Here is a 26,914-nt window from a genome sequence, read left to right on the forward strand (position 1 = left end):
GGGGGATCAATGCAAGCGGAGCGCGTCATGAGCAAGGTTGTCTACGAGATCGTGGAGCACGATGGCGGCTGGGCCTACCGGTCCGATGGCGTCTATTCCGAGACCTTCGCGGGTCACGACGCCGCCCGCGCCGCGGCCATTCGCGTGGCCCGCGAGCAGAGGGTCCCCGGGACAGACGCCGCCATCTCCTTCGAGACCCCGGACGGCAAGTGGCACGAGGAGCTGGTGGACGGCCACGACCGCCCCACCACCGAGGTGAAGGGCTAGCTGCTCCAGGGGCCGCGTTTGGCCGGGCTCACCGGCACGGCGGTTCCCGACCGACGGGGTCCACCGTTGACCGTGGGCGCACGGCCGGCCAGCTTCATCAGCTCGGCCACCCGGTTCTGGGTCGCCGGGTGGGTGGAGAATAGTTTGTCCGCCCCCTCGCCCGAAAGCGGGTTGATGATGAACATGTGGCTGGTGGCTGGATTGCGCTCGGCCTGATGGTTGACCAGGCCGCCTCGCGCATAGGCCTCGATCTTCTGCAGGGCCGAGGCCAGGGCGTGGGGATCGCCGCTGATCTCCGCCCCACCGGCATCCGCGCCGTATTCCCGATGACGGCTGATGGCCATCTGCACGAGGGCGGCGGCGATGGGCGCCAGGATGGCGATGGCGATCACCCCGAGGATCCCCCCCGGCCGGTCGCGGTCATTGCCCTGGAAGAAGAAGGCGAAGTTGGCCAGGGCCGAGATGGCGCCGGCGATGGTCGCCGTGACGGTCATGGTCAGGGTGTCGCGGTTGCGCACATGGGCCAGCTCGTGAGCCATCACGCCGCGGATCTCCCGGCGGTCCAGCATCCGCAGCAGGCCGAGGTTGGCCGCCACCGCCGCGTGCTCCGGGTCGCGGCCGGTGGCGAAGGCGTTCGGCTGGTCGGAATCGATCAGATAGACCTTCGGGCGGGGCATGCCCGCCCGATCGGACATCTCATGGACGTCGGCGGCGAAATTGGCGATCAGGCGGTCGGGATGGGTCTCGTCCACCTCCTGGGCGCCGTACATCCGCAGCACGATCTTGTCGGAGTTCCAGTAGCTGACGGCGTTCATGGCCACCGCCAGGACAAGGGCGATGGCCATGCCGCCGGCCCCCCCGATCAGATAGCCGGCGCCGACGAAGAGGGCGGTCATCGCCGCCAGCAGCATGAAGGTTCGAAGATGGTTGTGCATGGGTCCCTGGGGGGCAGTGTGGTCCCGGGGGATATGGGGTGGCGGGGGCCGGGAGGCTAGCCTGCTCGGCGCAACCGGGCTGGCGCGACCGCCGGCAGGGGACCGGTCGCCGCCGCGCTTTCGCGAAGACGCACCTCCACCGCCTCGGCGGGCATGGGGCGGGCGAACAGGAAGCCCTGCAGGCGGTCGCAACCGGCGGCGCGCAGGAACAGGGCCTGGGCCTCGTCCTCCACGCCCTCCGCGACGATGCGGATGTCGAGTGATCTGGCGGCGTTCAGCATGGCCCGCACCAGCTTGGAGACCCGCGGCTCGCGGCCCACGTCGCCGATCAGCGACTGGTCCAGCTTCACGGTATGGATCGGCAGCTGCATCAGGGCGCGAAGATTCGAATAGCCGGTGCCGAAGTCGTCCAACGCCACGCGGATGCCGCAGGCGGCCAGCCGCTCGATGTGGCGGCGCGCGAGGTCCAGGTCATCCACCAGGAAGGTCTCGGTGATCTCGACGGTGAGCGCCGTGGCCGGAAGATCGGTCGCCCGCAGGCGGCGGATCAGATTGCGGGAGAAGGATGGATCCAGCAGCTCACGCGGCGAGACGTTGCAGGAGATGGTGTCGATCAGGCCCTCGGCGACCCACGGCGCGGCGCGCTGGCAGGCGGCGGCGAACACCGTGGCGTCCATCTGGCCGATCAGCCCCAGTTCCTCGGCGAGCGGCACGAAGGTCCCCGGCAGCAGCAGGCCCTGCTCGGGATGGTTCCATCGTGACAGCACCTCGACGCCGACGATGCGGCTATCCTGGGCGTTCACCACCGGCTGATACCAGGGGACGATCTCGCCGGCGGGGATGGCGCGGCGAAGGTCGGTTTCCAGGTTGCTGCGCCGGTTGCTGGCCTCGCGCAGCTCGTTGTCGAAGATCGAGGCGCGGCGGCCTCCGCTGGCCTTGGCGCGGTAGAGGGCCATGTCGGCGAAGCGTTGCAGGTCCGTGGCGTCGTCCGCGTCATCGGGGAACACCGCGACGCCCATCGAGGCGCTGGGGGCCACCGTGCGGCCGTAGATCCAGTAGGGTTGGGCCAGGGCCGCGGTGATCTGGTCGGCGCGGACTGCGATGTCGGCGTGGGCGCTGATCAGGGCGAACTCGTCGCCCCCCAGGCGGGCCACCAGGTCGCCAGGCCGGGCCTGGGCCCGCAGCCGGGCGCCGATCTCGTTCAGCAGCAGGTCGCCCGCGTGATGGCCCAGCGTGTCGTTGAGGTGTTTGAAGCGGTCCAGGTCGACAACGAACAGGGCCACCCGCTCGCCCGCTTCCTGGGCGTCCTCCATCCGCTCGATCAGGGCCGAGGTGAAGGCGCCGCGATTGAGCAGGCCGGTCAGGGCGTCGGTCCGAGCCAGGTGCAAGGTCAGGGAGCGCTCGGCTTCCAGCTCGGCCACCCGCACGCTGAGCGCCGTGCTCATGGCGCGGAAATCTTCACCGGCCTGACGCAGTTCCTGGGTGCGGGTCTCAAGCAGGGCCTCGGCCTCGCCTTGGGCGCGGCCGTCCTCCTTGTGTCTCTCCGTCGAGCTGTTCAAGCCCGCCATGGCCGTTCCCCCGGGGCTTCTGCCCGTGGGGTGAAGCCTAAGCGAAAGGCCGGAATCGAGCGTTAACGGCGTTTGGCGATATCAGGCCAGGGCGTCGCGGTGTCGGTCCGGCCGCCGCAGCAGGCTCACCAGGCCCGCCAGCAGCGCCATGGCCGCGCCGATCCCAAGCCCGATCCTTGGCGCGGCCGTCTGGGAGGTCAGGCTGAACAGCAGGGTCATGACCACCGCGCCGGCGGTCTGGCCCGTCAGCCGCGCGGTCCCTTGCAGGCCCCCCGCCGCGCCGCTGCGGCCCAGGGGCGCGGCCAGGAACATGCTGCGGTTGTTCGGAACCTGGAAGAGGCCAAAGCCCAGGCCGCAGAGCACGGTGATCGGCACGATCAGGCTGGGCTCGCTCTGCAGCGGCCAGAGCGCGGCGGCCGTCAGGCCCAGCGCCAGGCATCCGCCGCCGATGGCGCAAAGGCCGGCCGTCGACACCCGCTCCGCCAGACGACCTGCGAGGGTGGCGGTGAGGGCGACGCACAGGGGCCAGGGCGTCATATAGAGCCCCGCCGCCAAGGGCGTCTGTCCCAGGCCGTGCTGCAGGTGGAAGGGCAGGGCCACCAGGGCCGCGGCCTGGCCGGTGAAGCAGCAGGCCGAAGCGATCACCGAAATCCGGAAAGGCCGGCTGCGCAGCAGGTCCAGCGGGATCATGGGCGCAGCCTTCGGTCGCTCCCGGCGGACCAGGGCGGTAAGTCCAAGCGCGGCGATCGAAAGCAGGACCAGGGCCGCGGCCGGCGCTGTCGCCAGGAGCTCCGCGCCGATCACCAGGCCCGCGAAGACGCCGCCGGTCAGGCCGATGCTGAGCCGGTCAAGGCGAGCGCCCGACCCTGGCGCCACCGGCAGGGCGCGGCCGGCGAGCAAAACCGCCAGGCCGATGGGTAGGTTCACCGCCCAGAGCCAGGGCCAGGCGGCGACGGACAGAATCAGGGCGCCGAGGCTGGGCGCCGCGGCCGAGGCCAGGGCGACCGTCAGGGCGTTCCAGCCGATCGCGGCGCCCAGCCTCGCCTGGGGCACGCAGTGGCGCAGCAGGGCGACGCCCAGGGCCATCACCACGGCGGCGCCCAGTCCCTGGACGAACCGCGCCGCCAGCAGCCAGGGCAGGGTGGGCGACAACGCACACAGCACCGACGCCGCCGTGAACAGGGCCACCCCGCCGAGGAACACCTGCCGATTGCCGAACCTCTCGCCCAGGGCGGCGCAGGGCAGCAGGGCCATGACCAGGGCGGTCTGATAGGCGGTGACGATCAACACCGCCTCGGCGGGCGCCGCCCGCAGCGCGCGCGCCAGGCTGGGCAGGGCGACATTGGCGATACCGGCGTCCAGCACCACAAGGGTCATGGCGCCTAGCACCGCGGCGATCGCGATCCGCCCGCGCGCCGTCGGAAGGTCGCCGGTCATGCGCCTGCGGTCCAGGCGCCGTCCCGCTCGACATATCGGGTCACCTGGTGGGCCTGCCGGTCCTCGAGCTTCAGATCCCGCTCCGTGAACCGGAACAGGAGAGCCGAGCCGCTCAGGCATCGGGTGTCGTGGATATCGCCGGGCAGGTAGACCTGGACCTGGCCGGCGCGAACCAAGGTGGAGTCCCGCTTCACCAGCCGCGCCTCGCCGTCGCGCGGCGCGACCCGGGCATAGGTCCCCATCTCGCTTTCGCCGTCTTGCACCGCGTAGATCACCCAGGCGCGCCCATGGTCATGGGGCGGCCGGTACAGGCCGGCGGGCTCGGTGTGGGCCAGCAGCACGAATCCATGGTCGGGGTCGCGATAGAGTTCCCGGCTCAGCGGCTTGTCCTGGTGGAGCGCCGCCAGCCAGTCCTCCGAGGGTGACGCCTTCACCAACTGCTCCAGCCCCCGCCGGCAGTCGGCGATCAGCGCGCTGGTCAGAGGTCCCCAGGCCGACCGCGTCGTCTCGATGAATGTTTCCAGAGCGCTTCGCACCATCGTCCTATTCCTTCCTTCAGCCATGGGTTGACGAGGGAAGGGTATGGGGCGCCCAGGTGTGGCGGAAGACGCAGCATTTGCAGTCTACAAGTGCATATGACGCCGCATATTCTGCGGGGTCGTGCTAGGTTCAACCGATGTCCACGCCCGACTTCAACCTGTTGGTGACCCTCGACGTCCTGTTGGCCGAGGGCAGCGTGGCCCGGGCGGCCAGGCGGCTGCGGCTGAGCCCTTCCGCGATGAGCCGCGCGCTCTCCCGTCTGCGTGAGACGACCGGCGATCCCCTGCTCGTCCGGGCGGGGCGCGGTCTGGTCCCAACCCCCCGGGCCCTGGCTCTGCGCGAGGACGTGCGCCGGCTGGTGCAGGATGTCCAAGCCGTGCTGCGTCCCGACGAGAGGCTTGATCTGGCCCACCTGGCGCGCACCTTCACCCTGCGGACCAGCGATGGCTTCGTTGAAAGCTTCGGCGGCGCGCTGCTCGCCGCGATCGCCGAGGACGCTCCGGGCGTGCGGCTCCACTTCGTGCAGAAGCCCGACAAGGATAGCGCGCCGCTACGTGACGGCCGCGTCGATCTGGAGACCGGGGTCATCGAGGCCTCGCTCGGACCGGAGGTGCGCAGCCAGGCCCTGTTCGGCGATCAACTGCTGGGGGTCGTGCGCGCTGGCCACGCCTTCAGCCGCGGCGAGGTCACAGCGCGCCGCTATGGGGAGGCGCGACACATCATCGTCTCGCGGACCGGCCTGGAGGGTGACGCCGTCGACCTGCCCTTTCTCCCCGCCGGCTTGACCCGGAAGGTCGCCACCATCGTCAGCGGCTTCTCTGCCGCCTTGGCCCTGGCGCGGGCGTCCGACCTCATCGCCACGGTTCCCGAGCGGCATACCGAAGACCTGCGCGCCGGGTTGTTCAGCTTCCCCCTACCGCTGGCGTCACCGGTTTTCACCGTCTCGATGCTCTGGCACCCCCGCATGGACGCCGACCCGGCGCACCGGTGGCTTCGTGGAAAACTTCGCGGGGTCTGCGCGGGCTAGAGTCGCAGCCGGCGCCAATCAGCCTTCCGTGGCGCCGGCTTCGCTGGCGATGGCGGCGAGCGGCGCGCAGATCTCCGCCCGGCTCGCGCAGCAATCCTCCATCAGGAAGGCCAGCAGGTCGCGCATCGCGTCGTAGCCGGCGCTGTAGATGATCGATCGGCCTTCACGCCGCGAGGCCACCAGCCCCGCCGCCGCCAGGATGTTCAGGTTGGTGGACAGCGTGTTGGCCAGGATGCCGGTGGCGCGCGCCACATCGCCCGCCGCCATGCCTTCTGGCCCGGCCTGAACCAGCAGCCGGAAGATTTCGAGGCGGCTCGCATGGGCCAGGGCGCTGAGCGCCCCGACGGCGTTCTGGGTTTCCATAGTTCTCGGATGTCAGAAATATAGAACGCCGCCAAGCGTCAGTTTGCGTCAGCAGCAGGCGCTCGCCGGTGCGACCGCCAGTTGGGCCTGGCTGGCTTCCAGCGCGATCTGCGCCGGGTCCTCGCCATAGGTCGTCGCCTCGCCGAAGGTGTGGAAGGTTTCCCAGCGCACCCCGGCCGGGTCGCTCACCCAGCTCTTGTCGGACTTGGCGTAGCAGCAGGTGGCGCCCTTCTGGTCGAAGGTCTGCGCCCCGGCGGCCTTCAGGCGGCCGGCCAGTTCACCGAGTTCGGCTTGGCTGTCGACCTGGATGCCGAGGTGATCGAGCCCGGCCACGCGGTTCTGCACCGAGATGGCGAAGTTCACCCGCGGGTCATCCAGCATCCACTTGGCGTAGTCGTCCTTCACCACCGACGGCGAGGCGCCGAACAGCGATTCGTAGAACTGGATGGACTGGGCGAGGTCGGGCACGCTCACATGCATATGCAGACGCTTCATGGGTGTTCTCCTTCAGATCAATGACGATTCTATAATTCTAGAAATATAGAATCGTCAAGAGCCAAGCAGGAGTCCGGACGCGCCGCCCGCCTTGAGCTTCTAGCTGTCGAACCCGACGAACACCGTGGCTTCCTCCACCGCCTTGCGCTCCGACACCACCGCATTGGCCGGGAAGCTGTCGTCGGGCCAGCCGAGCGCGATGCTCTTCATGATCACCTGATCGTCGGCGATCCCGGCATGCTCGCGCACCACCGGCGACTGCATGATGCCCTGGCTGTTGATCACCGCGCCCAGACCGCGCGACCAGGCGGCGTTGACCAGGGCGGTGGTCACCGCGCCGCAGTCGAAGGGGGTGTCGTCGCTGCCGTCCAGCACCTTGTCATAGGTGACGATCACGCAGACCGGCGCGTCGAACTGGCGGAAGCCGCGCAGCACCCAGTCCTGGCGCATCTCCTTGTCATCGCGCGCGATCCCCATGGCGGCGAACAGCTGCTTGGCGACCCCCACCTGCCGGTCGCGATGCTGGCCGGCGAAGGCCTGGCCCTGGCGGAATTCCCGCGACTGCGGAACGCCCGCCACCATCCGCTCGGTATTGCCGGCGCGGATCTTGTCCAGCGGCTCCCCGGTGATGACGTAGAAATTCCACGGCTGGGTGTTCATCGACGACGGGGCCCGCATGGCCAGGCCGATGATCTCCTCGATCAGCGCCCGCGGCACGGGATCGGGCTTGTAGCCGCGGATGCTGCGGCGACCGAGGATGACGTCGTCAAACTTCATGGAAGGTTCCTGAGAGCGTTGGTGCGATCACCCTGCTTCTGCTGAGCAGGCGCGGGCAGGATGATGTCAGTCCGGAATTTTAGCTAGTCCGTTCGCCGCATCGAGGACCCATATCCCGGCCGCCTAGACGACCTTCGCCCCGTCCTCTTCCGGCAACTCGATCTGCCCTTCCCACTTCGCCACCACGGCGGCGGCGACGGAGTTGCCGACCACGTTGGTGGCCGAGCGGCCCATGTCCAGCAGGTGGTCGACGGCCAGGATCAGGATCAGGCCGGCCTCGGGCAGGTTGAAGTAGGAGAGCGTCGCGGCGATCACCACAAGGGAGGCGCGCGGCACCCCGGCCATGCCCTTGGAGGTCACCATCAGCAGGGCCAGCATGGTGATCTGCTGACCGATGGTCAGGTCGATACCGTAGGCCTGGGCGATGAACAGCACCGCGAAGGTGCAGTACATCATCGAGCCGTCGAGGTTGAAGGAGTAGCCCAGCGGCAGGACGAAGCTCGCCACCTTGCGCGACACGCCCCACTTCTGCAGCTCCTCCAGGGTGCGCGGATAGGCAGCCTCCGAGGACGCGGTGGAGAAGGCCAGCAGGGCCGGCTGGCGGATGGCCGAGACCAGCTTCATCCCGCGCCCGCCGACGATCAGGATCAGCACCCCCACCAGCAGGGCCCAGAGGATGCCCAGCGACAGGTAGAAGCCGCCGACGAAGGCCGCGTAGGTGCCCAGGATCTCCAGACCCTGGACGGCGATGGTCGAGGCCAGGGCGGCGAAGATGGCCAGCGGCGCGGTCTTCATCACATAGCCGGTGACCTTCAGCATGATGGAGGCGATCTGCTCCACCAGGGCCAGGACCGCCGGCGCCTTGTCGTCGATGGACGCCACGGCGGTGCCGACGAAGACCGAGAAGATGACGATCTGCAGGATCTCGTTGTTGGCCATGGCCTCGACGATCGACTTGGGCACCAGGTGGGTGATGAACTCGCGCAGGGTGAACTTCGAGACGTCCACCGTGGCGCCGGCCACCGCGTCCGGATTGGGCAGGGCCAGGCCCGCGCCGGGATGCAGCAGGTGGGACATGATCAGGCCGATGGTCAGGGACACGATGGAGGCGGTGATGAACCAGCCCAGCGCCTTGGCCCCGACCCGGCCGACCGTGGCGGCGTCCTCCATGTGGGCGATGCCGGCCACTAGGGTGGCGAACACCAGCGGCGCGATGATCATCTTGATCAGCCGCAGGAAGACGTCGGTGATGATGGAGAGGTTGGAGGCCACCGTCCTGGCGTCCTCGGGACTGGCGTACTGGTTCACGCCCCAGCCGACGGCGACCCCAAGCACCATGGCGCCGACGATGAAGGCGGTGAACAGGCGATTCATGGCAAATCCTTAGCAGCGACCCTGACAGTCTTTGTCGCCGGGATGGGCGCCCGCGTCCATCCCGGCGCTCACCCTGTCTCGAAACGGTGGCCGTGTTGCGCTAAAGTGCGCCATGACCCCAGAGACCCAGGCGGCGGAGATCGTCGCCCACCTGAACGCCGAGTACCAAAAAACCGTCAGCGCGCTGCGCGAGGCCCTGAAAACCTTCCTGGCCGGGGGGGCTCCGCCGGATCCGGCGGTGCGCGCCGGCGGCGCCTTCGTCTATCCCGAGCTGCGCCTGACCTGGCCGCGGGGCGAGGTCTATCCGCGCCTCAGCCGCGCCTATGCCCGGCTGTCGGCGCCCGGCGACTATGCGGTGACGGTGACGCGGCCCGACCTGTTCGGCGACTATCTGCGCGAGCAGATCACCCTGCTGCTGGCCGACTTCAAGGTCGAGATCAGCGTGGGCCGCTCCACCCAGGAGATGCCCTTCCCCTATGTGCTGGACGGGGCCGTGGACATCGCCATGGCCGATGTCGGCTCGGCCGATATCGCCCGACACTTCCCGACCACCGAACTCTCCCAGATCGGTGACGAGATCGCCGACGGCTTCTGGAGCCCGGCCCTGGAGGACGCCCGACCGCTCGCCCTGTTCGACGGCCTGCGCACCGACTTCTCCCTGGCCCGCCTGACCCACTACACCGGGGCGCCGGCCGAGCACGTCCAGCAGTACATCCTGTTCACCAACTACCATCGCTATGTCGACGAGTTCGTCCGCTGGGGCTGCGAGCAGCTGAAGGTCCCCGGCAGCCCCTATACCCAGCTCTCGGCCTCGGGCCGGATCGTCGTCACGGCCGACAGCGAGAACCCAGAGCAGCAGATCGCCGAGGGCTCCTGGCGTCGGCACCAGATGCCGGCCTACCACCTGATGGCCGAAGGCCGGGCCGGGATCACCCTGGTGAACATCGGGGTGGGGCCCTCCAACGCCAAGACCATCACCGACCACCTGGCGGTCCTGAGGCCCCAGGCCTGGCTGATGATCGGCCACTGCGGCGGCCTGCGCGGCAGCCAGACCATCGGCGACTACGTCCTGGCCCACGCCTATCTGCGCGACGATCACGTGCTGGACGACGTCCTGCCGCCGGCCATCCCGATCCCGCCCATCGCCGAGGTGCAGGTGGCGCTGGGCAAGGCCGCCGAGCTGGTCACCGGGGAGACCGGCGAGGCGCTGAAGACGCGGCTGCGCACCGGGACCGTGGTCACCACCGACGACCGCAACTGGGAGCTCCGCTACTCGGTCAGCGCCCTGCGGTTCAACCAGTCCCGGGCTGTGGCGATCGACATGGAGAGCGCCACCATCGCCGCCCAGGGCTACCGGTTCCGGGTGCCCTACGGCACCCTGCTGTGCGTCTCCGACAAGCCGCTGCACGGGGAGATCAAGCTGCCCGGCCAGGCGAACGCCTTCTATGAGCGGGCCATCGGCCAGCACCTGCAGATCGGCATCGCCTCCATCGCGCTATTGCGCGAAGAGGGAGCAAGATTGCACTCCCGAAAGCTGCGCAGCTTCGATGAGCCGCCGTTCCGCTGAACATGTCGGTTGTCGCGGATGGAGGAAAACGGGTTCATTGGCGGTTGGCCGCGAAGCCTTGTCTGGTAAGGAAATCGCGCCCGCCATCTGACCAACATGTGCCCGTATCAGACCGACGATGACCGACGAACCCCCCGTTCCGAAGCGGCCCAAGAAGCCCGACCCGATGGAGTGCTGCCGGCGCGGCTGCTACCCCTGCATCTTCGACTACTACGACACGGCGATGGCGCGCTGGGAGACCCGGGTGCGGGCCCTGGGGCTCGATCCGGAGGCGATCGTGGCCGATGAGACTTGATCGGCTGCGGTCAAGATTGCCTTCCGCGGGGTCGCGGCGTTAGACGCTTCCCATGACCCGGCACATCGACTTCGAAGGCATCGAGAATTTCCGCGACCTCGGCGGCTACGACACCGCCTGCGGGCGCGGCATGAAGGCCGGCGTCGTCTACCGCTCGGCCAATCACGGCCAGGCCACCGACGCCGACTTGGCGAAGATGGCCGACCTCGGGATCACTACCATCGTCGACCTGCGCCGCCGCCGCGAGCGCGACCGGGAGCCGTCGCGGCGTTGGCCGGGCTTTGCGGGCCAGGTGATCGAGAACGATATCGAGGGGGTCGAGGTCGACTGGGCCGAGGGCATCGCCGCCGCCGAACGGGTCGACGCCGAATGGTTCCGCCAGGACAGTCTCGGGTTCTACCGCGAGGCCCCGCACCAGCCCCGCCACGTCGACCTGTTCCGCCGCTACTTCCAGGCCCTGGCCGAGGCCGAGGGCGCCCTGGTGGTCCACTGCGCGGCAGGCAAGGACCGCACCGGCCTGATCTGCGCTCTCACCCACCACATCGCCGGGGTCCATCGCGACGACACCCTGACCGACTACCTGATGACCAACAACGAGGCGCGGATGGCCGCGCGCATGGACTTCCTGCGCACCTACATCCTCGACCTGACCGGCAAGCTGGTGGACGACGAGGGGTTGCGCCAGGCCGCCAGCGTCCATCCCGACTATCTCGACCACGGCCTGTCGGTGATCTCCCAAAGCCACGGCCACATCGACAACTACCTGGCCGACGTCCTGGGCGTGGACAGCGCCCTGCGCGGCAAGATCGAGGCGCGCATCCTGAGGTGACCCAAACCCCGGGATGAGCGGATCGGGTGGCATTGCGCTGAAGGCCCTCGCGGCCTAATCGTCCCGCGCCATCTTGTTCGGGGACACCTCATGCAGAGCTTCCAGCCGCCGCGCCGCATCCTGATGGGCCCTGGGCCCTCCGACGTCAGCCCGCGCGTGCTGGCGGCGCTCGCGCGGCCCACCATCGGGCACCTGGACCCCGAGTTCCAGAACCTGATGGAGGAGATCAAGGCGGGGCTGTCGCGGCTGTTCAATGCGCCGGGCTATGCCTGCGTGCCCCTGCCGGCGCCGGGCACCGCCGGGATGGAGGCGGCCATCATGAACCTGCTGGAGCCCGGCGACCGGGCGGTGATCGCGATCAACGGGGCGTTTGGCGGCCGGATGGCCGACATGGCCGACCGGGCCGGCGCCGAGGTGATCAAGGTCGAGTTCGAATGGGGCCAGCCCGTCGATCCCGCCAAGGTCGAGGCCGCCATGGCCGGGGCGCCCGTGAAGGTCCTGGCCTTCGTCCACGCGGAGACCTCGACGGGCGCCAAGAGCGACGCCGCCGCCCTCTGCGCCATCGCCCGCAAGCACGGCGCCCTGTCGGTGGTGGACTGCGTCACCTCGCTGGGCGGCATCGTCGTGGACGCCGCGGCGTGGGACGCCGACGTGATCTATTCCGGCACCCAGAAGTGCCTCTCGGCGCCGCCGGGCCTGTCGCCCATCTGCCTCTCGCCACGCGCCCAGACGGCCATTTCCGGCCGCAAGACCAAGGTCCGCAACTGGCTCTTGGATTTCAACCTGCTGATGGCCTACTGGGGCGGCGAGGGCGGTCGGACCTATCACCACACGGCGCCGATCAATGCGCTGTATGGCCTGCACGAGAGCCTTGTGGCCCTGTTCGAGGAAGGCCAGCAGGCGGTCCTCGTCCGCCACGCCCGCAGCCATGAGGCGCTCGCCGCCGGGATCGAGGCCGCGGGCCTGAAATTCCTGGTGGACCCGGCCCACCGCCTGCCGCAGCTCAACGCGGTGATCGTGCCCGACGGCGTCGATGAGGCCGCCGTGCGGGCCTATGTGCTGGCCAGGTGGGACCTGGAGATCGGGGCCGGGCTCGGCCCCCTGAAGGGCAAGATCTGGCGCATCGGCCTGATGGGCGCCTCGGCCACCGCCTGGCATGTGCGGCTGTGCCTGACGGCGCTGTGCGAGGCGCTGAACGCCCAGGGGTTCAAGGCTGACGCGGCCGCGGCGGTGGGCGCTGCAGACGGGAAGCTGGGTTAGGTTCAAGCCGCTCATCGGCCCCCTCACCCTGCCCTTTCCCCCCGCAAAAAGGGGGAGCATCCAGCGGTCACGACCGTCGGCCAGTCCATGGGCGATGGCCCCGCCCCAGGGGGCGCCTCCCGGGCGGTCGTCCTGCCCCAGCGCGCGGTCACGGAGGCATGGAACCAGCGCCGTCGTGGGGCGCTTAGACCCCGCCACGCTTGCGCCTTTCGGTGCGCGGCGAGGCGCCGGCGGTGCAGTCCAGGCAGCCCGCGCGACCCAGGGGCAAGACCTCATGGAAGACTACACTACGGACCCTGGAGGGGGCCGCCATGAAAAACATGTTCCTGATTCCGCCGCTGAGCCTCGCGCTCGCGGCTCTTTCGACAATGGCTGTGGCGCGCGAGGTGGTGGTTCTGCCTGGCGTGGTGAGCCCTGTGGGCGTCGCCAGTGGTGTCGACACCCAAGGTCCAGGAACCCTGACGGTGGGGAACCAGAACATAAACACCGGCAATGACGCCGGGGGCGGGATCACCAGCTCCGCAGCCAATACGGCCAATGTCCTGTTCAACAACACCTCGACGGTGACCGGATTCGTCGGCTCCACGGGAACGACCTTCCTCAACATTTCCGGAGGCGCCGGCGGCAATACGGTCACCTTCAACGGCCCCGTCTACGCCACCACCTTTACGCTCGCGGGGGCGGGGACCGTCAACTTCAACCGGGGCTTCACCAGCAACACCGGCTCGACGCTCGACTTCGCCGGCGACGGTTTCCTGAACGTCGGCTCCGGTCAGACCGTCAAGGCGGCCCTCACCAACACCGCCGGGGCCAATACCGGCACCTTGACCCTGAACAACGGCAGCATCTTCGATGGCGCGGTCGGCGCGGCAAGCGGCCTGAAGCTCGTCCGGGTGGCGGGCGGCAACGCCCTGATCACCGGGCAGGTGAAGGCCGGGACCTATAGCCTGGACACCAATACCCTGAACGTCGCTGGCGCCTTCGCCATTCCGGTGGCGGGCACCATCAACACGACGATCTTCAGCCCCTCCCTCTACGGCAAGATCGTTCCGGTCGGCGCGGCCACCATCGGCGACGGCCTGAAGGTCCTGGTGACGGTCACCGGGCCAATCGCCAATGGGACCAGCTTCAACATCGTCGACGCCACCAGCGGCACCACCGGCAGCACGGTGACGGCCACCAGCAACACCCTGCGCTACGCCTTCTCCGCCGCGCCCACCACGGCGGGCCTGGTGCGGATCACCACCACCCAGATCCCCTTGGTGGATGTGGTGACGCCGGTGGTGGTTCCCCCCGTGGTCCCCGGCGTCCCGCCGGTTCCCGTCCCGCCGGTGGTCAACCCGGTGCTGCCGATCGTCATCGCCCCGGTGATCGACGCCCTACCGGTGACCCCGACCAACCTGGGAATCCTGACGGCCATCACCCTGCTACCCAACGCCCCGGCAATCGCCGCGGCCCTGGCCCAGCTTGGTCCGGGCACGGCCAGCCTGGCCTCGCCGCAGGTGGCCTTCCGGGCCACCCAGAGGTTCCAGGACCTATGGGCCTCTCATCTTGAGGGCCAGCAGGTCTGCAGCCAGGACAGTCAGATGCGGGACCGGAAAACCCGGCCGGTGGCTGACGCCTCAGCCTGTCAGGTTAACGACGACCGTCGCCCGCACCTGTGGATGACCGGGTTCGGATACGAGCGGTCCCCCTTCAGCTCCGACCGCCAGGGCGACGTCGCCGGCTATGAGGGCAACGAGTCCCGCATCGCCGGGGCCATGGTGGCCTATGACGCGCCGATCGGCGACAACGCGCGGGCGGGCCTCGGCCTGCGCTACGCCCTGTCCTCCGTTGACGGAAACAACGGCGCCGTCGGGGTCAATCCCGCCCGGAGCCATGGGAACATCAGCTCCTACCAGGCGACGGCCTATGTCGGTTATGCGCCGGGGCCTTGGTTCGTCAACGGCTCCATCGCCTATGGCTTCGACAACTATTCCGGCTTCCGCCATGTCGCCTTCACAGGCATCGACAGCACGGCGGTCGCCGACTACAGCGGCAGCCAGTTCACCGCCTTCGGCACCACCGGCTATCACTTCGGTCTCGGCGACGGCCGGACGGTGGTGACGCCCTATGCGACCCTGCAGTACACCGACCTGCGCACCGAGGCCTATACCGAGACCGGTGATCCTGCGCTCAACCTGAAGGTCGCCGCCCAGCAGTACGACTTCCTGCAGACGGGGCTGGGGGTGAAGATCTCCCGCGTCATTCCGCTCTCGGAGTCCGGGGTCTTCCGGCCCGAGATTCATGGCAAGTGGCTCCACGGGTTGAGCGAGGAAATGATGACCAACACCGCGACATTTGAAAGCGGCGGTCCGGCCTTCACGATCAATGGCCTGAGGGCCGATCCGGACACCTTCAACGTCGGGGCGGGCTTCACCTACAAGAGCCCCGGCGCCTGGTCGGTGGGCGGCGGCTATGACTATCTGTGGCGCGACCAGAACTATTCGGCCCATCAGCTGATGGTGAGCTTCCTGCTGCGACTCTGACGGCCGACGGAGGGCTCCGCCGCGCGGGGTCCTCCTGACCGCCCAGATCGGCGGCCCTTCCTCTCTGCCTCATAGAGGGGAGGGCTGGAGGCTTGCGGTTGATCTCTCCTCTCTCCCCTGGCGGATAGGGTAGGGTGAGGGGGTCGCTCCGCCGCAGAGCGACTCGAAATTCCACAAGCGAGGGCGCCAAGCTCACCGACTCCTTTCCTTCGATCCCACAGGGGGGTAAGGCCCGCCCCATGCGCGTCGCAGCCCAGCTTCGGACGTCCTGGCGCGAGCCGCTCCAGGTCCTGTCGGCCTTCGCAGGCGAGCCGTGGGCCATCGCGTTTCTTTCGGGCGGCCAGGGGCCTCGGGCCCGGTGGTCCTATCTGGCGCGGGCGCCGGACGCCGTCCTGACCATGGGCGCCGACGATCTGGGCGATCCCTTTGAAGCCTTGCGAGAGCTGCTGGGACCGCCGGGTGAGACCGCCCGCGACGGGCCGCCGTTCCAGGGCGGGCTCGCGGGGCTGGCGACCTATGAACTGGGCGACCGGGTGGAGACCTTGGGCCTGGCCCGCAGCTCAGACTGGCCCGACCTGGCCGTTGGGCTCTATTCCAGCGTGCTGGCCTTCGATCACAAGGAACGCCAGGTGATCGCCGTGGGGCGCGGCTATGACGAGGCCGACAGCGAGCAGGCGGCCTTCGAGGCGATGAGCTGGTTGCAGGACCTGCCACGCCCGGCCACCCGGGGCGCGCTGACGGAGGGGCTGACGGCCTCGGACGGCGCAGCCTACGAAACCGCCGTGGCCGACGTGGTGAGGCGCATCCATGCCGGCGAAATCTTCCAGGCCAATATCGCGCGGCGCTGGACCGGGCGGCTGGCGGCGGGCGCCACCCCCTTCGACCTGCTGGCCCGGCTGGCGGGCCAGAGCGCGGCGCCCTTCGCGGCCTATCAGAGGCTGGCCGGGCGGGCGGTGGTGTCCAACTCGCCGGAGCGCTTCATCCAGGTGGACGCGCAGGGCGGCGCCGAAACCCGGCCGATCAAGGGCACCCGCCCGCGCGGCGCCACGGCGGACGACGACGCCGGGATGAAGGCGGAGCTGGCGGCCAGTCTGAAGGACCGGGCCGAGAACCTGATGATCGTCGATCTGATGCGCAATGACCTGGCCCGCGTCTGCAGGCCCGGCAGCGTCAAGGCCCCGGAACTGTTCGCGGTGGAGAGCTTCACCAATGTCCACCATCTGGTCTCCACGGTGAGGGGGCGGCTGTCGGCCGGCAGGACCGCGATCGACCTGCTGGCGGCCGCCTTCCCGCCGGGGTCGATCACCGGGGCGCCCAAGGTCCAGGCCATGAAGGTCATCTCCGGCCTGGAGACGCCGCGCGGTCCCTATTGCGGCTCGCTGTTCTGGGCGGGCGCCGATGGGGCCTTCGATTCCAGCGTGCTGATCCGGACCGCCGCCTGCGTGCAGGACGAGGACGGCTGGCGCATCGAGGCCCGCGCAGGGGCCGGCATCGTCGCCGACAGCGAGCCGGGCGCCGAGCGGAGCGAAACCGAGGACAAGATCGCGGCCCTGCTGCGGGCGCTGGAGGCCGGCGCATGATCCCGCTGGACGACCGGGGCCTGCTGCTGGGGGACGGACTGTTCGAGACGGTGCTGTCTCGGGCGGGAGACCTGGTGGCCCTGGGGGAGCATCTCGAGCGTATGGCGGCGGGCTGCGCCGTCCTGGGCCTGCCCGCGCCTGATCGCCGCGAGGCCGAGGCGCTGATGCGCCGCGCCGTCTCCGACGGGGGGCTGGACGGCGCGCGGGCGGCGGTGCGCCTGACCCTCACGGCGGGGTCGGGCGGGCGCGGCCTGGACCGTCCTGACGCGCCCGCGCCCTGGATGTTCGCCACGGCGGCGGCCTCAGCCGCGCCGACGACGCCCGCGCGGCTGAGGGTCAGCTCGGTGGCGCGCAACGCGGGGTCGCCAGCCTCGCGGCTGAAGACCCTGGCCTATCTCGACAATGTGCTGGCGCGTCGGGAGGCCACGGCCGCCGGGGCCGACGAGGCGGTAATGCTGAACGGACGGGGCCATGTCGCCTGCGCGGCGGCGGCTAATCTGTTCTGGATCGTTGGCGGGCAGGTGTTCACCCCGGCCCTGTCCTGCGGCGTGTTGGACGGGATCGTGCGGCGCCAGGTCATGGCGGCGGTGGCGGTCACCGAGGTGGCGGTGAGCGCCCCGGCCCTGGCAGGGACCGAGGCGATGTTCCTCACCAACAGCCTGATCGGGGTGCGCGAGGTGGCAAGCCTGGACGGGCGGATGTTCGAGCCGTCAGCCCAGGTGGCGCAGATCGCGGGGCTGATTTCCTCCCCCATTCATGGGGGAGGGGCACCGGCGTAACCGGTGGAGGGGGCGAAACCGGGCGCGGAGCTTGAGGCCGCCCCTTCCGCCACCCTTCGGGCGGTCCCCCTTCCCCGTAAACGGGGCAGGAAAAGACTGGATGGGCCTAGCTCGAACTCCAGGTGACCTGGGCGGTCTTGCGGGGCTTGAGGTAGTATTTCTGAGTAAAGGTCAGGGCGTTGGGCAGGGCCTTCCCGGTGGCCGAGTTGTAGACGTAGCTCGACTCCGCGAGGATCACGCTCTCGTTGTTGGCGATCAGGCCGGCGGGCACGCTGGTCACGGAGCTCAACACCCCCATCGAGCCGGAGCTCTTGGACCACATCACCTGGATCGCGCCGGTGGAATCCTTGCGGATCGAGGTCACGCGCATGGACAGGCCGCTGGTGGGGAAGGGGGCGATGATCGCCTTGCCCACATTGAAGACGTCGGTCATCTCGGTGGTGTTGATGACCGTGTCCTGGGCCACCAGGTCGCCGATCGCCGAGGCCACGTGCGCCGCGCGCCGGTCGGCCATCATGCCCTGGGTCAGCTCGGCCAGGCCGTAATACATCAGGATCATCACCGGGGCGACGAAGGCGAACTCCACGGCCGCAGTCCCGCGACGGTCCTTGATCAGGGATTTCAGCTGCATCTCGCGCCCACCGGGGTGGCTGTGGAATAGGGTTCGTTACGGAAGGTGGCCACCGTGGAGATCAGCCGCTTGTTGGAGTTGGTCCCCATGTTCACCAGGGACTTGTCGAGCAGCGGGGTGAAGACGTCCCACTCGTAGTAAGACCGCACCAGGACGATGTCGCCGGGCGCGCCGGTGGAGAAGCAGGTGGCCGCCGCCGCCGCCGGGGTCCAGGCCGTGCCGGACGTCGCGGTGTTGGCGCCGGCGGCGTTGAAGTCGGCGAAGGTCTGCACCGCCACGGTGAGCTTGGTGAGGCACGGCGTGGCCAGCCAGGACATGCGGTTGCAGACCAGGGTCTTGAAGTCCCCCTTGGCGTTTGACCCACTTGTCTGAAATTGCCCGGTGCGGATCTGGCGGGCCGCGTTGTCGGTGGCGTTCTGCAGGGTCAACGAGACCAGGAACACCATGCCCAGCTCGATGATGCCAAACAGCATGACGCAGAAGGGCAGGGCGATGATGGCGAACTCGATCGCCGTGGTCCCCCGCCGGGCGGCGGCGAACCGCAGCAGCAGGTTCTGAAAGGCGATGGCGCGGCGGCTCATGACGTCCTCGAGGGGATGTTCGACGTCAGGATAGCCAAGTCTGCTGAATCGGAGGTTTAAGGCGCGCCGATCTCTTGAGCGTGACAGCCTGAAGTGGATGCCGGTTCAGGCGCCCGTCACGCTCCAAACATGAGAAACGAGCCTGTTCATCCGTTTCAAATGAAACCGACAGGCTTCGGCGGTGGCCAGCTACTGGCCGTTCTGGGCGACGCCGCGGCGAGCCTCGGCGGCCCGCGCGGCATAGCCGGTGAAGCCGCCGGCATACCGGGAATACTCGCTATCGAGTTCGCCCGGCATCGGGGTCCGCTCGCAGCGGGGCGAGCACGAGAAGTTAGACACATTGGCCATGGCGGCGCCCGCGCCCGCGCCGCGATAGATCGAGACCCGGTTCACGTCCGGGGCGCTGACCACGATCTGGCTGTTCTGGATGGTGCGGCCGCGGGCGTCGATGATCATCAGGTTGGTGACCCCATAGCCGCGGCCCTGGATCACGGCGGTGCGGCTGTCGACGAGGTTGATGTCGGCGATGGCCGGGTTACCGACCATCACGTCACGGGCCCCGGCCGGCAGGCTGATCCGGACGCCCTGGTCGATCACCGCCGAAATCGTCGCCGCGCCGGCCGTGGAGACCTGGGCCGCGAGGGTCAGGAGGGCGAGGGCGGCGGCGAGAAGCGGACGGCGCATGACGGGACCTGAAAAAAACTTAGCCTCCAACCTCGACGGGAATGGTCAAGAAAGGTTGAAGAAAGACCGACTCACGCGCGCGCGAGAATCATTATGCAAAACCCCCGATTCCGGGCCGATTCAAGCCCCATGGTTAACCGATGTTCACAGTAAACGAAAGTAAACCATAGAAACTTTCCTGCGAATACTTCCGTGTTTACTCGACATTAAGCGCGGCGGCGCAAATTGATCCTGCAATTCGGGGCGAACAAGTCGGTGACTTGATCCCTCACTCACCAACTGGTTCGCAAATTTTCCAAGGAGACCACCATGTCCAAGTTCGTCACGCGCTTCCTGAAGGATGAATCCGGCGCCACGGCCATCGAGTATGGCCTGATCGCCGCCCTGATCGCCGTCGTGCTCATCACCGCGATGAACACCCTGTCGGGCAAGATCGCCGGCACCTTCACCAAGATCGGCACCGCGATGCCGCAAAGCTAGGCCACGGCTTAGCTCCGAAACATTGCGGGGGCCGCGGTGCGAAAGCGCCGCGGCCCTTTCGCTGTCTGAAACCTCCCGTTCACCCAAAGGCGGCAGGATCACATCGCAACCTCCGCCAGATGGTCTCCGCCGATGTCCCTGCTCCAGGCCGCCCTCTTGTCGCTCTTCCCCGCCTTGGTGATCGTGGGCGCCCTGCGCGACGCCGTCAGCTACACGATCCCCAACTGGATCTCGGCCGCCCTGATCCTGGCCTTCTTCCCCGCGGCCTTGGCGCTCGGCCTGACCCCCCAGGCCATCGGCGTCCAGGCCGGCATCGGCGCCATCGCCCTGGTGATGGGCATGGTGATGTTCTCCCTGGGCTGGATCGGCGGCGGCGACGCCAAGCTGTTCGCCGCGGCCGGCCTCTGGCTCGGCTGGCCGGCCTTCGCCACCTACCTGCTGGTGACCGGCATGGCCGGCGGCGCCCTGGCCATGGGCCTGCTGGCCCTGCGCTCCATGTGGGTGCGGCCTTATGTCTTGAACGGTCCGGCCTGGGTCGGCCGCCTGGCCACGCCGGGCGAGAATGTGCCGTACGGCGTGGCGATCGCGGTCGGCGCCCTGGCGGCCTTCCCGGCCTGCGCCCTGATGGCGGCGTTCCCCGGACTGTCCTGAGCGACGTCCTTTAGCCCGCGTTAACCATGCGGGGCCCAAAAGCGATGCGCCGGCAGAAGGTCGGAATTTCGAATCGTGTGCGCCCGCGCGGATCGCAGGGCCGCCGTCAGTCACCCCGGTCTCCCTAGAGGGAAACCCCGAGTAGTCGTTCATGGGCGCCGTCCGCATCGCCATCTTCGCCGTCGCCGCCATCGTCGCCATCGTGCTGGCGTTCCTCGTGCGCGGCATGGTGGCCCCGAAGAAGCCGCCGGCCCCCGTGGTCGTGGCCGCAGCGCCGGCCAAGCCCATGGCCAACGTCCTGGTGGCCAGCCGCGACCTGCCGGTGGGCGCGAGGCTGTCGGCCACCGACATGACCTGGCAGCCCTGGCCCATCGAGGCGCTCAACCCCAATTTCGTCACCGACGGCGCGGCCCCCGCCCCCGTCGCCGACACCACCGCCCAGCAGGTGGCCCAGAAGGCCGCCCAGACCACGAGCGCCATGATGGCCCAGGGCCCGATGGCCGCCTTCGACGGCGCCATCGTCAAGGAGCCGATGCTGAAGGGCGAACCGGTCATAGCGCGCAAGGTCGTGCGCGGCGGCCAGAGCGGCTACATGGCCGTGGTGCTACTGCCGGGCATGCGCGCCATGAGCGTACCGATCAACGCCGAGACCGCCGTGGGCGGCTTCATCCTGCCCGGCGACCGGGTGGACGTGCTGCAGAGCAAGCAGGCCGCCGACGGCCGCACCTGGGTTTCGGAGACCCTGATGCGCAACCTGCGCGTCCTGGCCATCGACCAGAAGACCGATCCGGAGAAGGACGCCCGCACCATCGTCGGCGCCGTGGCCGTGCTTGAGGTGCCCGCCGCCGACGCCGAGGTGCTGTCGCGCGGCAAGGCCCAGGGCGAGATGCAGCTGGCCCTGCGCTCTTACGCCGACCTGGGAGGCTCGGCCTCGCGCGGGACGCCCGGCAAGCGGGGCGGCCAGGGCCTGCGGGTCTACCGCGGCGGCTCCGCCAGCGAGGTGCTTGTCCGATGAACCCGCGCGCCCTCTTCACAGCCCTCGTCCTCGCCGCCGCCAGCCTGTCCGGCGGGGCCCAGGCCCAGACCACCGGCGGAGCCGTGGTCCGGGTCGATCTCTCGCAGACCGGCGGCGCGGTCCAGTCGCTGTCGGTGCCGATCGGCAAGTCGGCGATCGTCGAGTTGCCGGTGGACGCCCGCGACGTGCTGGTGACCAATCCCAGCGTCGCCGAGGCCATGCTGCGCACCCCGCGCCGGATCTTCATCCTGGGCAGCAAGGAAGGTCAGACCGACGCGGTGTTCTTTGACGGCTCGGGCCGCCGCATCCTGTCCCTGGATATCCGGGTCGACCAGGACACCTCGGCCATCGCCCAGACCATCAACCGCATCCTGCCCGGCGCCCGGGTCCAGGTGGACGGCATCCGCTCCAGCATCATCCTGTCGGGCCAGGTGGCCAACCTCGGCGACGCCGACAAGGCCGTCCAGATCGCCCGCGCCTCGGTGGAGAAGCCCGAGCAGGTGCTGAATATGCTTAGCATCGCCGGCAAGGACCAGGTGATGCTGAAGGTCCGCATCGTCGAGATGCAGCGCAACGTCATCAAGCAACTGGGCTTCAACCTGTCGGCGGTGCTGAACCAGGTGGGCGACCCGCAGTTCCTGCTGGGCACCGCGGCCAGCTTCGCGGTCAATGGCGCCCTGCTGGGCGGGATATCCACCGGTTACAAATACGACACCACCAAGCAGCCGGTTCTGCAGGGGCCCTGCGACCCCGCCCTGCCGACCGGCCGGATATGCGACTTCGTGGTGCGCAACTCCAACGACGCGTCGAACTGGAACACGGCGACCACCAAGACCACCGCCGGCGAGCCGGGCCTCAACCAGGCGGAATCGTCCCTGAAGGCCTTTGAGCGGGTCGGCCTGATCCGTACGCTGGCCGAGCCGAACCTGACGGCGGTCTCCGGCGAGTCGGCCAAGTTCCTGGCCGGCGGCGAGTTCCCGGTCCCGGTGGCCCAGGACGCGGACGGCAAGATCACGGTGGAGTTCAAACCCTTCGGCGTGGGCCTCGGCTTCACGCCCCTGGTCATGTCCCAGGGCCGCATCGCCCTGAAGATCTCCACCGAGGTTTCGGAACTCACCAGCACCGGGTCGTTCACCGTTTCCAGCGCGGCCACCAACACCTCCCTCAGCATCCCGGCGCTCAGCGTGCGCCGCGCCGAGACCAGTGTGGAGCTGCCCTCCGGCGGTTCGATGATGATCGCGGGCCTGCTGCAGGAGAAGACCAAGCAGAACCTCGACGGCCTGCCCGGCATGACCACCCTGCCGGTGCTGGGCGCGCTGTTCCGCAGCCGCGACTATCTCAGCGGCGAGACCGAGCTGGTGGTGATCGTCACCCCCTATATCGTCACCCCCACCAGCCCCGACCGCCTGCAGACCCCGGTGGACGGCCTGCGCATCGCCAGCGACGCCTCGACCCTGCTGATGGGCGAGCTGACCAAGGCCTACAAGGCCAATCCGCAGGCCCTGGCGGCCCGCGCCTATCAGGGGCCCTACGGCTACGTGATCGAATGAGCAGCCTGCTGAAAACCTCCGCGGTCCTGGCGGCGCTCTGCCTCTCAGCCTGCGCCACCTCCAGCGTTCCCGACCGCCTGGTCGAGGGCCGCACGCCCACCGAGCACTTCAAGGCTACGGCCGTCCCCCAGGCCGAGAGCCTGGCGCTCGCGGTCCACGCCCAGGGCCTGTCGTCCAACCAGGCCGATGCGCTCATCGCCTACCTGGACGGCTGGCGCGACGCCGAGGGCGGGGCGATCACCATCCAGGCCCCGGTGGCCGGCGCCGACACCTCATCGGCCTATCGGGCCGCCGAGGCCGCGCGCAGCTTCCTGCTGGGCCAGGGCGTGTCCCCCAGCCTGATCATCATGGCCGGCTACGACGCCGACCCGCAGGCCGGCGCCCCGGTGCGGATCGCCTATACCCGCTACCAGGCGGTGGTGCCGCGCTGCGGCCAGCAGTGGACCAACATCGCCCACTCCGCCCGCAACGAGGTGCAACCCAACTTCGGCTGCGCGATCACCGCCAACATGGCCGCCCAGATCGCCAATCCCGCCGACCTCGTGCGGCCCGCGGACCTGGGCCCCGCCGACGCCCAGCGCCGGATCTACACCCTCGACAAGTACCGCAGGGGCGAAGTGACGTCCTCGGCGGCGGACGATCAGGCCAAGGGCTCCGTTTCCTCGGTGGCCAAGTGATGGCGCGCGCATGACTTCCAACCCGGGTCACGACCCCTTCGATCTCGAGTTCGAGGCCGACGACGAGTTCACCTCGCCGGCGAGCGACGCCTGGCGCGAGACGCCGATGGCGCCGGCCGCCGGCGCGGACCCCTTCGCCGACTTCCCGCCGGCCCGCGAGCCGGAGATCCGCGGTTTCGACGGCGACGACGCGCTGGCCGACGATCTGCGCCAGCCCGATCCGCCCCGCGCTCAAGTCCCCAATCCCGTGCACGAGATGATCGCCGGGGCCGAAGCCGCGCTGGGCGAACACACCCTGCCGCGCATCACCATCCACGTCTTCTGCGTCCAGCCCGAGACCGCCGACCTGGTGGAGCGCGCCGCCGCCGACCGCCGCATGGAGCGGGCCGCCGTGGTGGTGCGCATGGGCGGCCTGACGGGCGCCTTCGAGACCTATCAGAACCAGCCCACCCCCTCCCTGGTGATGGTGGAGAGCCTGGATCCCGCGCCGCAGCTGATCGCCCAGCTGGACCAGCTGGCCGAGGTCTGCGATCCCGGCACCAAGGTGGTGGTGATCGGGGCGGCCAACGACATCGCCCTCTATCGCGAGCTGATGCGGCGTGGGGTCAGCGAGTACCTGGTTCCGCCGCTCAACCCGCTGCAGGTGGTCCGCACGGTCACCAGCCTCTATGCCGATCCGTCCGCACCCTTCGTCGGCCGGCAGATCGCCTTCTGCGGCGCCAAGGGCGGGTCGGGCGCCTCAACCGTCGCCCACAACGTCGCCTATTCGATCACCGAGCGGCTGCACACCGGCGCGGTCCTGGTGGACCTCGATCTCGCCTTCGGCACCGCGGGCCTCGACTTCAACCAGGACCCGCTGCAGGGGGTCGCCGACGCCCTGTCCCAGCCCGACCGCCTGGACCCGGTCTTGATGGACCGGATGATGGCCCGCTGCACCGAGCGGCTGAGCCTGTTCGCCGCGCCGGCCACCCTGGACAACGACTACGACATCGGCCCGGAGGCCTATGACGAGGTCACCCAGAAGATCCGCTCGGCCGCCCCCTTCGTGGTGCTGGACCTGCCGCACCTGTGGACCGCCTGGACGCGGAAGATCCTGTTGTCCTCCGACGACCTGGTGATCGTGGCCACGCCCGACCTGGCCTCCCTGCGCAACGCCAAGAACATGATCGACCTGGTTCGCCGCGCCCGGCCCAACGACGCTCCGCCGCGCCTGGTGCTGAACCAGGTGGGGGTGCCCGGCCGTCCGGAAATCCCGGTGAAGGACTTCGGCGAGGCGCTCGGCCTGACGCCGTCGCTGAGCCTGCCCTTCGATCCCAAGCTGTTCGGCCAGGCGGCCAACAACGGCCAGATGCTGTGCGAGGTGGCGCCCAAGTCCCGCGCCGCCGAGGGCATCGACTACCTGGCCCAGCAGATCGCGCGGCGCGACCCGCCACCGACCCAGAAGACCTCCCTGTTCGGCAGCCTGTTCAAGCGCAAGTAGATGTTCGGCAAGCGTCCCACCGACGGCGATCCGCCGGCCGCCCGCAAGGCTCCGCCCCCGGCGGCGGCCGACGGCGTGGCCATCGCCACCCGGCCCCAGCGGATCGAGCCTTCCGACCTGTCGGCGCCCTCCACCGCTCCGGTCAAGGGCGCGCCGGAGATGCAGCGGGCCGGCGGCCAGGCCGCGGCGGGGCCCAAGCCGACCCTGGCCTTCGAGCAGCTGCGCGCCGCCCAGGGCCCCGCGCCCGCGACCCAGGTGGTGCGTGAGCAGACCGACTATTACCACGCCACCAAGACCACGATCTTCAACGCCCTGATCAACACCATCGACCTGGCCCAGCTCGCCCAGCTGGACGTCAAGCAGGCCGGGGAGGAGATCCGCGACATCGTCGCCGAACTGGTGGCGATCAAGAATGTCTCCATGTCGGTGGCCGAGCAGGACATGCTCGTCCAGGACATCATCAACGACGTCCTGGGCTATGGGCCGCTGGAGCCGCTGCTGGCCCGCGACGACATCGCCGACATCATGGTCAACGGCGCCGGCCGGGTGTTCATCGAAGTCTCGGGCAAGGTGCAGCTCACCAATGTCCGGTTCCGCGACAACGCCCAGCTGATGAACATCTGCCAGCGGATCGTCAGCCAGGTCGGCCGCCGGGTCGATGAAAGCAGCCCGATCTGCGACGCCCGCCTGCCCGACGGCTCCCGGGTCAACGTCATCGCCCCGCCCCTGTCGCTGGACGGGCCGACCCTGACGATCCGGAAGTTCAAGAAAGACAAGCTGACCATGAAGAACCTGGTGGACTACGCGTCCATCAGCCCCGAGGGGGCCCGGGTTCTCGGCGTGATCGGCGCCTGCCGCTGCAACCTGATCATCTCGGGCGGCACCGGCTCGGGCAAGACGACCCTGCTCAATACGCTGACGGCCTTCATCGATCCCACCGAGCGGGTGGTGACCTGCGAGGACGCCGCCGAACTTCAGCTGCAGCAGCCCCACGTGGTGCGGCTGGAAACCCGACCCGCCAACCTGGAGGGCCAGGGCCAGATCACCATGCGCGACCTGGTGAAGAACTGTCTGCGGATGCGGCCCGAGCGGATCATCGTCGGCGAAGTCCGCGGCCCTGAAGCCTTCGACCTGTTGCAGGCCATGAACACCGGCCACGACGGCTCCATGGGCACGCTGCACGCCAACTCGCCCCGCGAAGCCATCAGCCGGGTGGAGTCGATGATCACCATGGGCGGCTACGGCCTGCCCTCGCGCACCATCCGCGAGATGATCGTGGGCTCGGTGGACGTCATCATCCAGGCCGCCCGCCTGCGCGACGGTTCGCGCCGCATCACCCACATCACCGAGGTGGTGGGGCTGGAAGGCGACGTGATCATCACCCAGGACCTGTTCGTCTACGAGATCACCGGCGAGGACGCCGACGGCAATGTCGTGGGCCGCCACCGCTCCACCGGCATCGCCCGCCCCCGGTTCTGGGACCGAGCCCGCTATTACGGCCTGGAACGCGAGCTGGCCGAAGCCCTCGACGCCTCGGAGTAGGT

Annotated in this window: 27 protein-coding genes; 16 read left to right on the forward strand and 11 right to left on the reverse strand. The window is 69.1% G+C overall.

What is annotated here, in order from left to right; all coding sequences use genetic code 11:
• Positions 1-27: 27 nt before the first annotated feature.
• Positions 28-267 carry a DUF2188 domain-containing protein gene (locus Q7J39_RS09045; protein ID WP_304823167.1) on the forward strand — a complete coding sequence of 80 codons (240 nt, stop codon included), beginning with the start codon at positions 28-30 and terminating at the stop codon, positions 265-267.
• On the opposite strand, the gene htpX is transcribed toward Q7J39_RS09045, so the two are convergent.
• From htpX to Q7J39_RS09065, 4 genes are all read right to left on the reverse strand, one after another.
• The gene (gene htpX / locus Q7J39_RS09050) at positions 264-1,202 is read right to left on the reverse strand and encodes a zinc metalloprotease HtpX (protein WP_304823170.1); all 939 of its coding nucleotides are present in this window, start codon (positions 1,200-1,202) and stop codon (positions 264-266) included. The two genes, Q7J39_RS09045 and htpX, sit on opposite strands and share 4 nt — an antisense overlap.
• Positions 1,203-1,258: 56 nt before the next feature.
• The gene (locus Q7J39_RS09055) at positions 1,259-2,770 is read right to left on the reverse strand and encodes a bifunctional diguanylate cyclase/phosphodiesterase (RefSeq protein ID WP_304823174.1); all 1,512 of its coding nucleotides are present in this window, start codon (positions 2,768-2,770) and stop codon (positions 1,259-1,261) included.
• A gap of 81 nt (positions 2,771-2,851) precedes the next feature.
• Positions 2,852-4,207 (reverse strand): MFS transporter, encoded by a 1,356-nt coding sequence (locus Q7J39_RS09060; RefSeq protein ID WP_304823177.1) that lies wholly within the window; start codon positions 4,205-4,207, stop codon positions 2,852-2,854.
• Positions 4,204-4,746, reverse strand: coding sequence for a hypothetical protein (locus Q7J39_RS09065; protein WP_304823180.1), 543 nt, complete (start codon positions 4,744-4,746; stop codon positions 4,204-4,206). The genes Q7J39_RS09060 and Q7J39_RS09065 overlap by 4 nt, the downstream gene beginning before the upstream one ends.
• A gap of 137 nt (positions 4,747-4,883) precedes the next feature.
• On the opposite strand from Q7J39_RS09065, the gene Q7J39_RS09070 reads away from it, so the two are divergent.
• Positions 4,884-5,774: a LysR family transcriptional regulator gene (locus Q7J39_RS09070; protein ID WP_304823183.1), complete on the forward strand. Its 891-nt coding sequence runs from the start codon at positions 4,884-4,886 to the stop codon at positions 5,772-5,774.
• A gap of 18 nt (positions 5,775-5,792) precedes the next feature.
• Here Q7J39_RS09070 and Q7J39_RS09075 read toward each other — a convergent pair whose 3' ends face one another.
• From Q7J39_RS09075 to Q7J39_RS09090, 4 genes are all read right to left on the reverse strand, one after another.
• Positions 5,793-6,137, reverse strand: coding sequence for a helix-turn-helix transcriptional regulator (locus Q7J39_RS09075; protein ID WP_304823186.1), 345 nt, complete (start codon positions 6,135-6,137; stop codon positions 5,793-5,795).
• Positions 6,138-6,185: 48 nt separating this feature from the next.
• Positions 6,186-6,632 carry an ArsI/CadI family heavy metal resistance metalloenzyme gene (locus tag Q7J39_RS09080; RefSeq protein WP_304823189.1) on the reverse strand — a complete coding sequence of 149 codons (447 nt, stop codon included), beginning with the start codon at positions 6,630-6,632 and terminating at the stop codon, positions 6,186-6,188.
• 99 nt (positions 6,633-6,731) lie between these two features.
• Positions 6,732-7,409, reverse strand: coding sequence for a nitroreductase (locus Q7J39_RS09085; protein WP_304823192.1), 678 nt, complete (start codon positions 7,407-7,409; stop codon positions 6,732-6,734).
• Between the two features lie 123 nt (positions 7,410-7,532).
• Positions 7,533-8,783, reverse strand: coding sequence for a dicarboxylate/amino acid:cation symporter (locus Q7J39_RS09090; protein ID WP_304823195.1), 1,251 nt, complete (start codon positions 8,781-8,783; stop codon positions 7,533-7,535).
• A 112-nt stretch (positions 8,784-8,895) separates the two neighbouring features.
• On the opposite strand from Q7J39_RS09090, the gene Q7J39_RS09095 reads away from it, so the two are divergent.
• The 7 genes from Q7J39_RS09095 (at position 8,896) to Q7J39_RS09125 (ending at position 17,621) form a co-directional block, all read left to right on the forward strand.
• Positions 8,896-10,350: an AMP nucleosidase gene (locus tag Q7J39_RS09095; protein ID WP_304823198.1), complete on the forward strand. Its 1,455-nt coding sequence runs from the start codon at positions 8,896-8,898 to the stop codon at positions 10,348-10,350.
• 118 nt (positions 10,351-10,468) lie between these two features.
• Positions 10,469-10,645: an oxidoreductase-like domain-containing protein gene (locus Q7J39_RS09100; protein WP_304823201.1), complete on the forward strand. Its 177-nt coding sequence runs from the start codon at positions 10,469-10,471 to the stop codon at positions 10,643-10,645.
• Positions 10,646-10,697: 52 nt separating this feature from the next.
• Complete coding sequence (locus Q7J39_RS09105; RefSeq protein WP_304823204.1) at positions 10,698-11,474, forward strand: tyrosine-protein phosphatase; 777 nt, start codon at positions 10,698-10,700, stop codon at positions 11,472-11,474.
• A gap of 90 nt (positions 11,475-11,564) precedes the next feature.
• On the forward strand, positions 11,565-12,734 hold the full coding sequence (locus tag Q7J39_RS09110; protein ID WP_304823207.1) for an alanine--glyoxylate aminotransferase family protein: 1,170 nt from the start codon (positions 11,565-11,567) through the stop codon (positions 12,732-12,734).
• Positions 12,735-13,045: 311 nt separating this feature from the next.
• Complete coding sequence (locus Q7J39_RS09115) at positions 13,046-15,262, forward strand: autotransporter domain-containing protein (protein WP_304823210.1); 2,217 nt, start codon at positions 13,046-13,048, stop codon at positions 15,260-15,262.
• Between the two features lie 239 nt (positions 15,263-15,501).
• Complete coding sequence (locus Q7J39_RS09120; protein WP_304823213.1) at positions 15,502-16,842, forward strand: anthranilate synthase component I family protein; 1,341 nt, start codon at positions 15,502-15,504, stop codon at positions 16,840-16,842.
• On the forward strand, positions 16,839-17,621 hold the full coding sequence (locus Q7J39_RS09125) for an aminotransferase class IV (RefSeq protein ID WP_304823216.1): 783 nt from the start codon (positions 16,839-16,841) through the stop codon (positions 17,619-17,621). Before Q7J39_RS09120 ends, Q7J39_RS09125 begins: the two co-directional genes overlap by 4 nt.
• Positions 17,622-17,727: 106 nt before the next feature.
• Here Q7J39_RS09125 and Q7J39_RS09130 read toward each other — a convergent pair whose 3' ends face one another.
• The 3 genes from Q7J39_RS09130 to Q7J39_RS09140 form a co-directional block, all read right to left on the reverse strand.
• Positions 17,728-18,252 (reverse strand): TadE/TadG family type IV pilus assembly protein, encoded by a 525-nt coding sequence (locus tag Q7J39_RS09130; RefSeq protein ID WP_304823219.1) that lies wholly within the window; start codon positions 18,250-18,252, stop codon positions 17,728-17,730.
• The gene (locus Q7J39_RS09135; RefSeq protein ID WP_304823222.1) at positions 18,243-18,833 is read right to left on the reverse strand and encodes a TadE/TadG family type IV pilus assembly protein; all 591 of its coding nucleotides are present in this window, start codon (positions 18,831-18,833) and stop codon (positions 18,243-18,245) included. Before Q7J39_RS09135 ends, Q7J39_RS09130 begins: the two co-directional genes overlap by 10 nt.
• Positions 18,834-19,022: 189 nt before the next feature.
• A complete protein-coding gene (locus tag Q7J39_RS09140; protein WP_304823224.1) occupies positions 19,023-19,517 on the reverse strand; it encodes a pilus assembly protein N-terminal domain-containing protein in 495 nt (164 codons plus the stop codon).
• 309 nt (positions 19,518-19,826) lie between these two features.
• Between Q7J39_RS09140 and Q7J39_RS09145 the strand changes: the two genes are divergently transcribed.
• From Q7J39_RS09145 to Q7J39_RS09175, 7 genes are all read left to right on the forward strand, one after another.
• Positions 19,827-19,997, forward strand: coding sequence for a Flp family type IVb pilin (locus tag Q7J39_RS09145; RefSeq protein WP_304823227.1), 171 nt, complete (start codon positions 19,827-19,829; stop codon positions 19,995-19,997).
• 132 nt (positions 19,998-20,129) lie between these two features.
• Entirely contained in the window at positions 20,130-20,648 is a 519-nt protein-coding gene (locus Q7J39_RS09150) for a prepilin peptidase (protein ID WP_304823230.1), read from the forward strand.
• A 151-nt stretch (positions 20,649-20,799) separates the two neighbouring features.
• Positions 20,800-21,663: a Flp pilus assembly protein CpaB gene (gene cpaB, locus Q7J39_RS09155; protein ID WP_304823233.1), complete on the forward strand. Its 864-nt coding sequence runs from the start codon at positions 20,800-20,802 to the stop codon at positions 21,661-21,663.
• Positions 21,660-23,213: a type II and III secretion system protein family protein gene (locus Q7J39_RS09160; protein WP_304823236.1), complete on the forward strand. Its 1,554-nt coding sequence runs from the start codon at positions 21,660-21,662 to the stop codon at positions 23,211-23,213. Before cpaB ends, Q7J39_RS09160 begins: the two co-directional genes overlap by 4 nt.
• The gene (locus Q7J39_RS09165; RefSeq protein ID WP_304823239.1) at positions 23,210-23,890 is read left to right on the forward strand and encodes a CpaD family pilus assembly protein; all 681 of its coding nucleotides are present in this window, start codon (positions 23,210-23,212) and stop codon (positions 23,888-23,890) included. The genes Q7J39_RS09160 and Q7J39_RS09165 overlap by 4 nt, the downstream gene beginning before the upstream one ends.
• A 10-nt stretch (positions 23,891-23,900) precedes the next feature.
• A complete protein-coding gene (locus Q7J39_RS09170; protein WP_304823242.1) occupies positions 23,901-25,370 on the forward strand; it encodes a CpaE family protein in 1,470 nt (489 codons plus the stop codon).
• Positions 25,371-26,912: a CpaF family protein gene (locus Q7J39_RS09175; protein WP_304823246.1), complete on the forward strand. Its 1,542-nt coding sequence runs from the start codon at positions 25,371-25,373 to the stop codon at positions 26,910-26,912.
• The last annotated feature ends 2 nt before the right edge of the window (positions 26,913-26,914 follow it).

Source organism: Phenylobacterium sp. (assembly GCF_030651185.1).
Classification (GTDB): Bacteria; Pseudomonadota; Alphaproteobacteria; order Caulobacterales; family Caulobacteraceae; genus Phenylobacterium.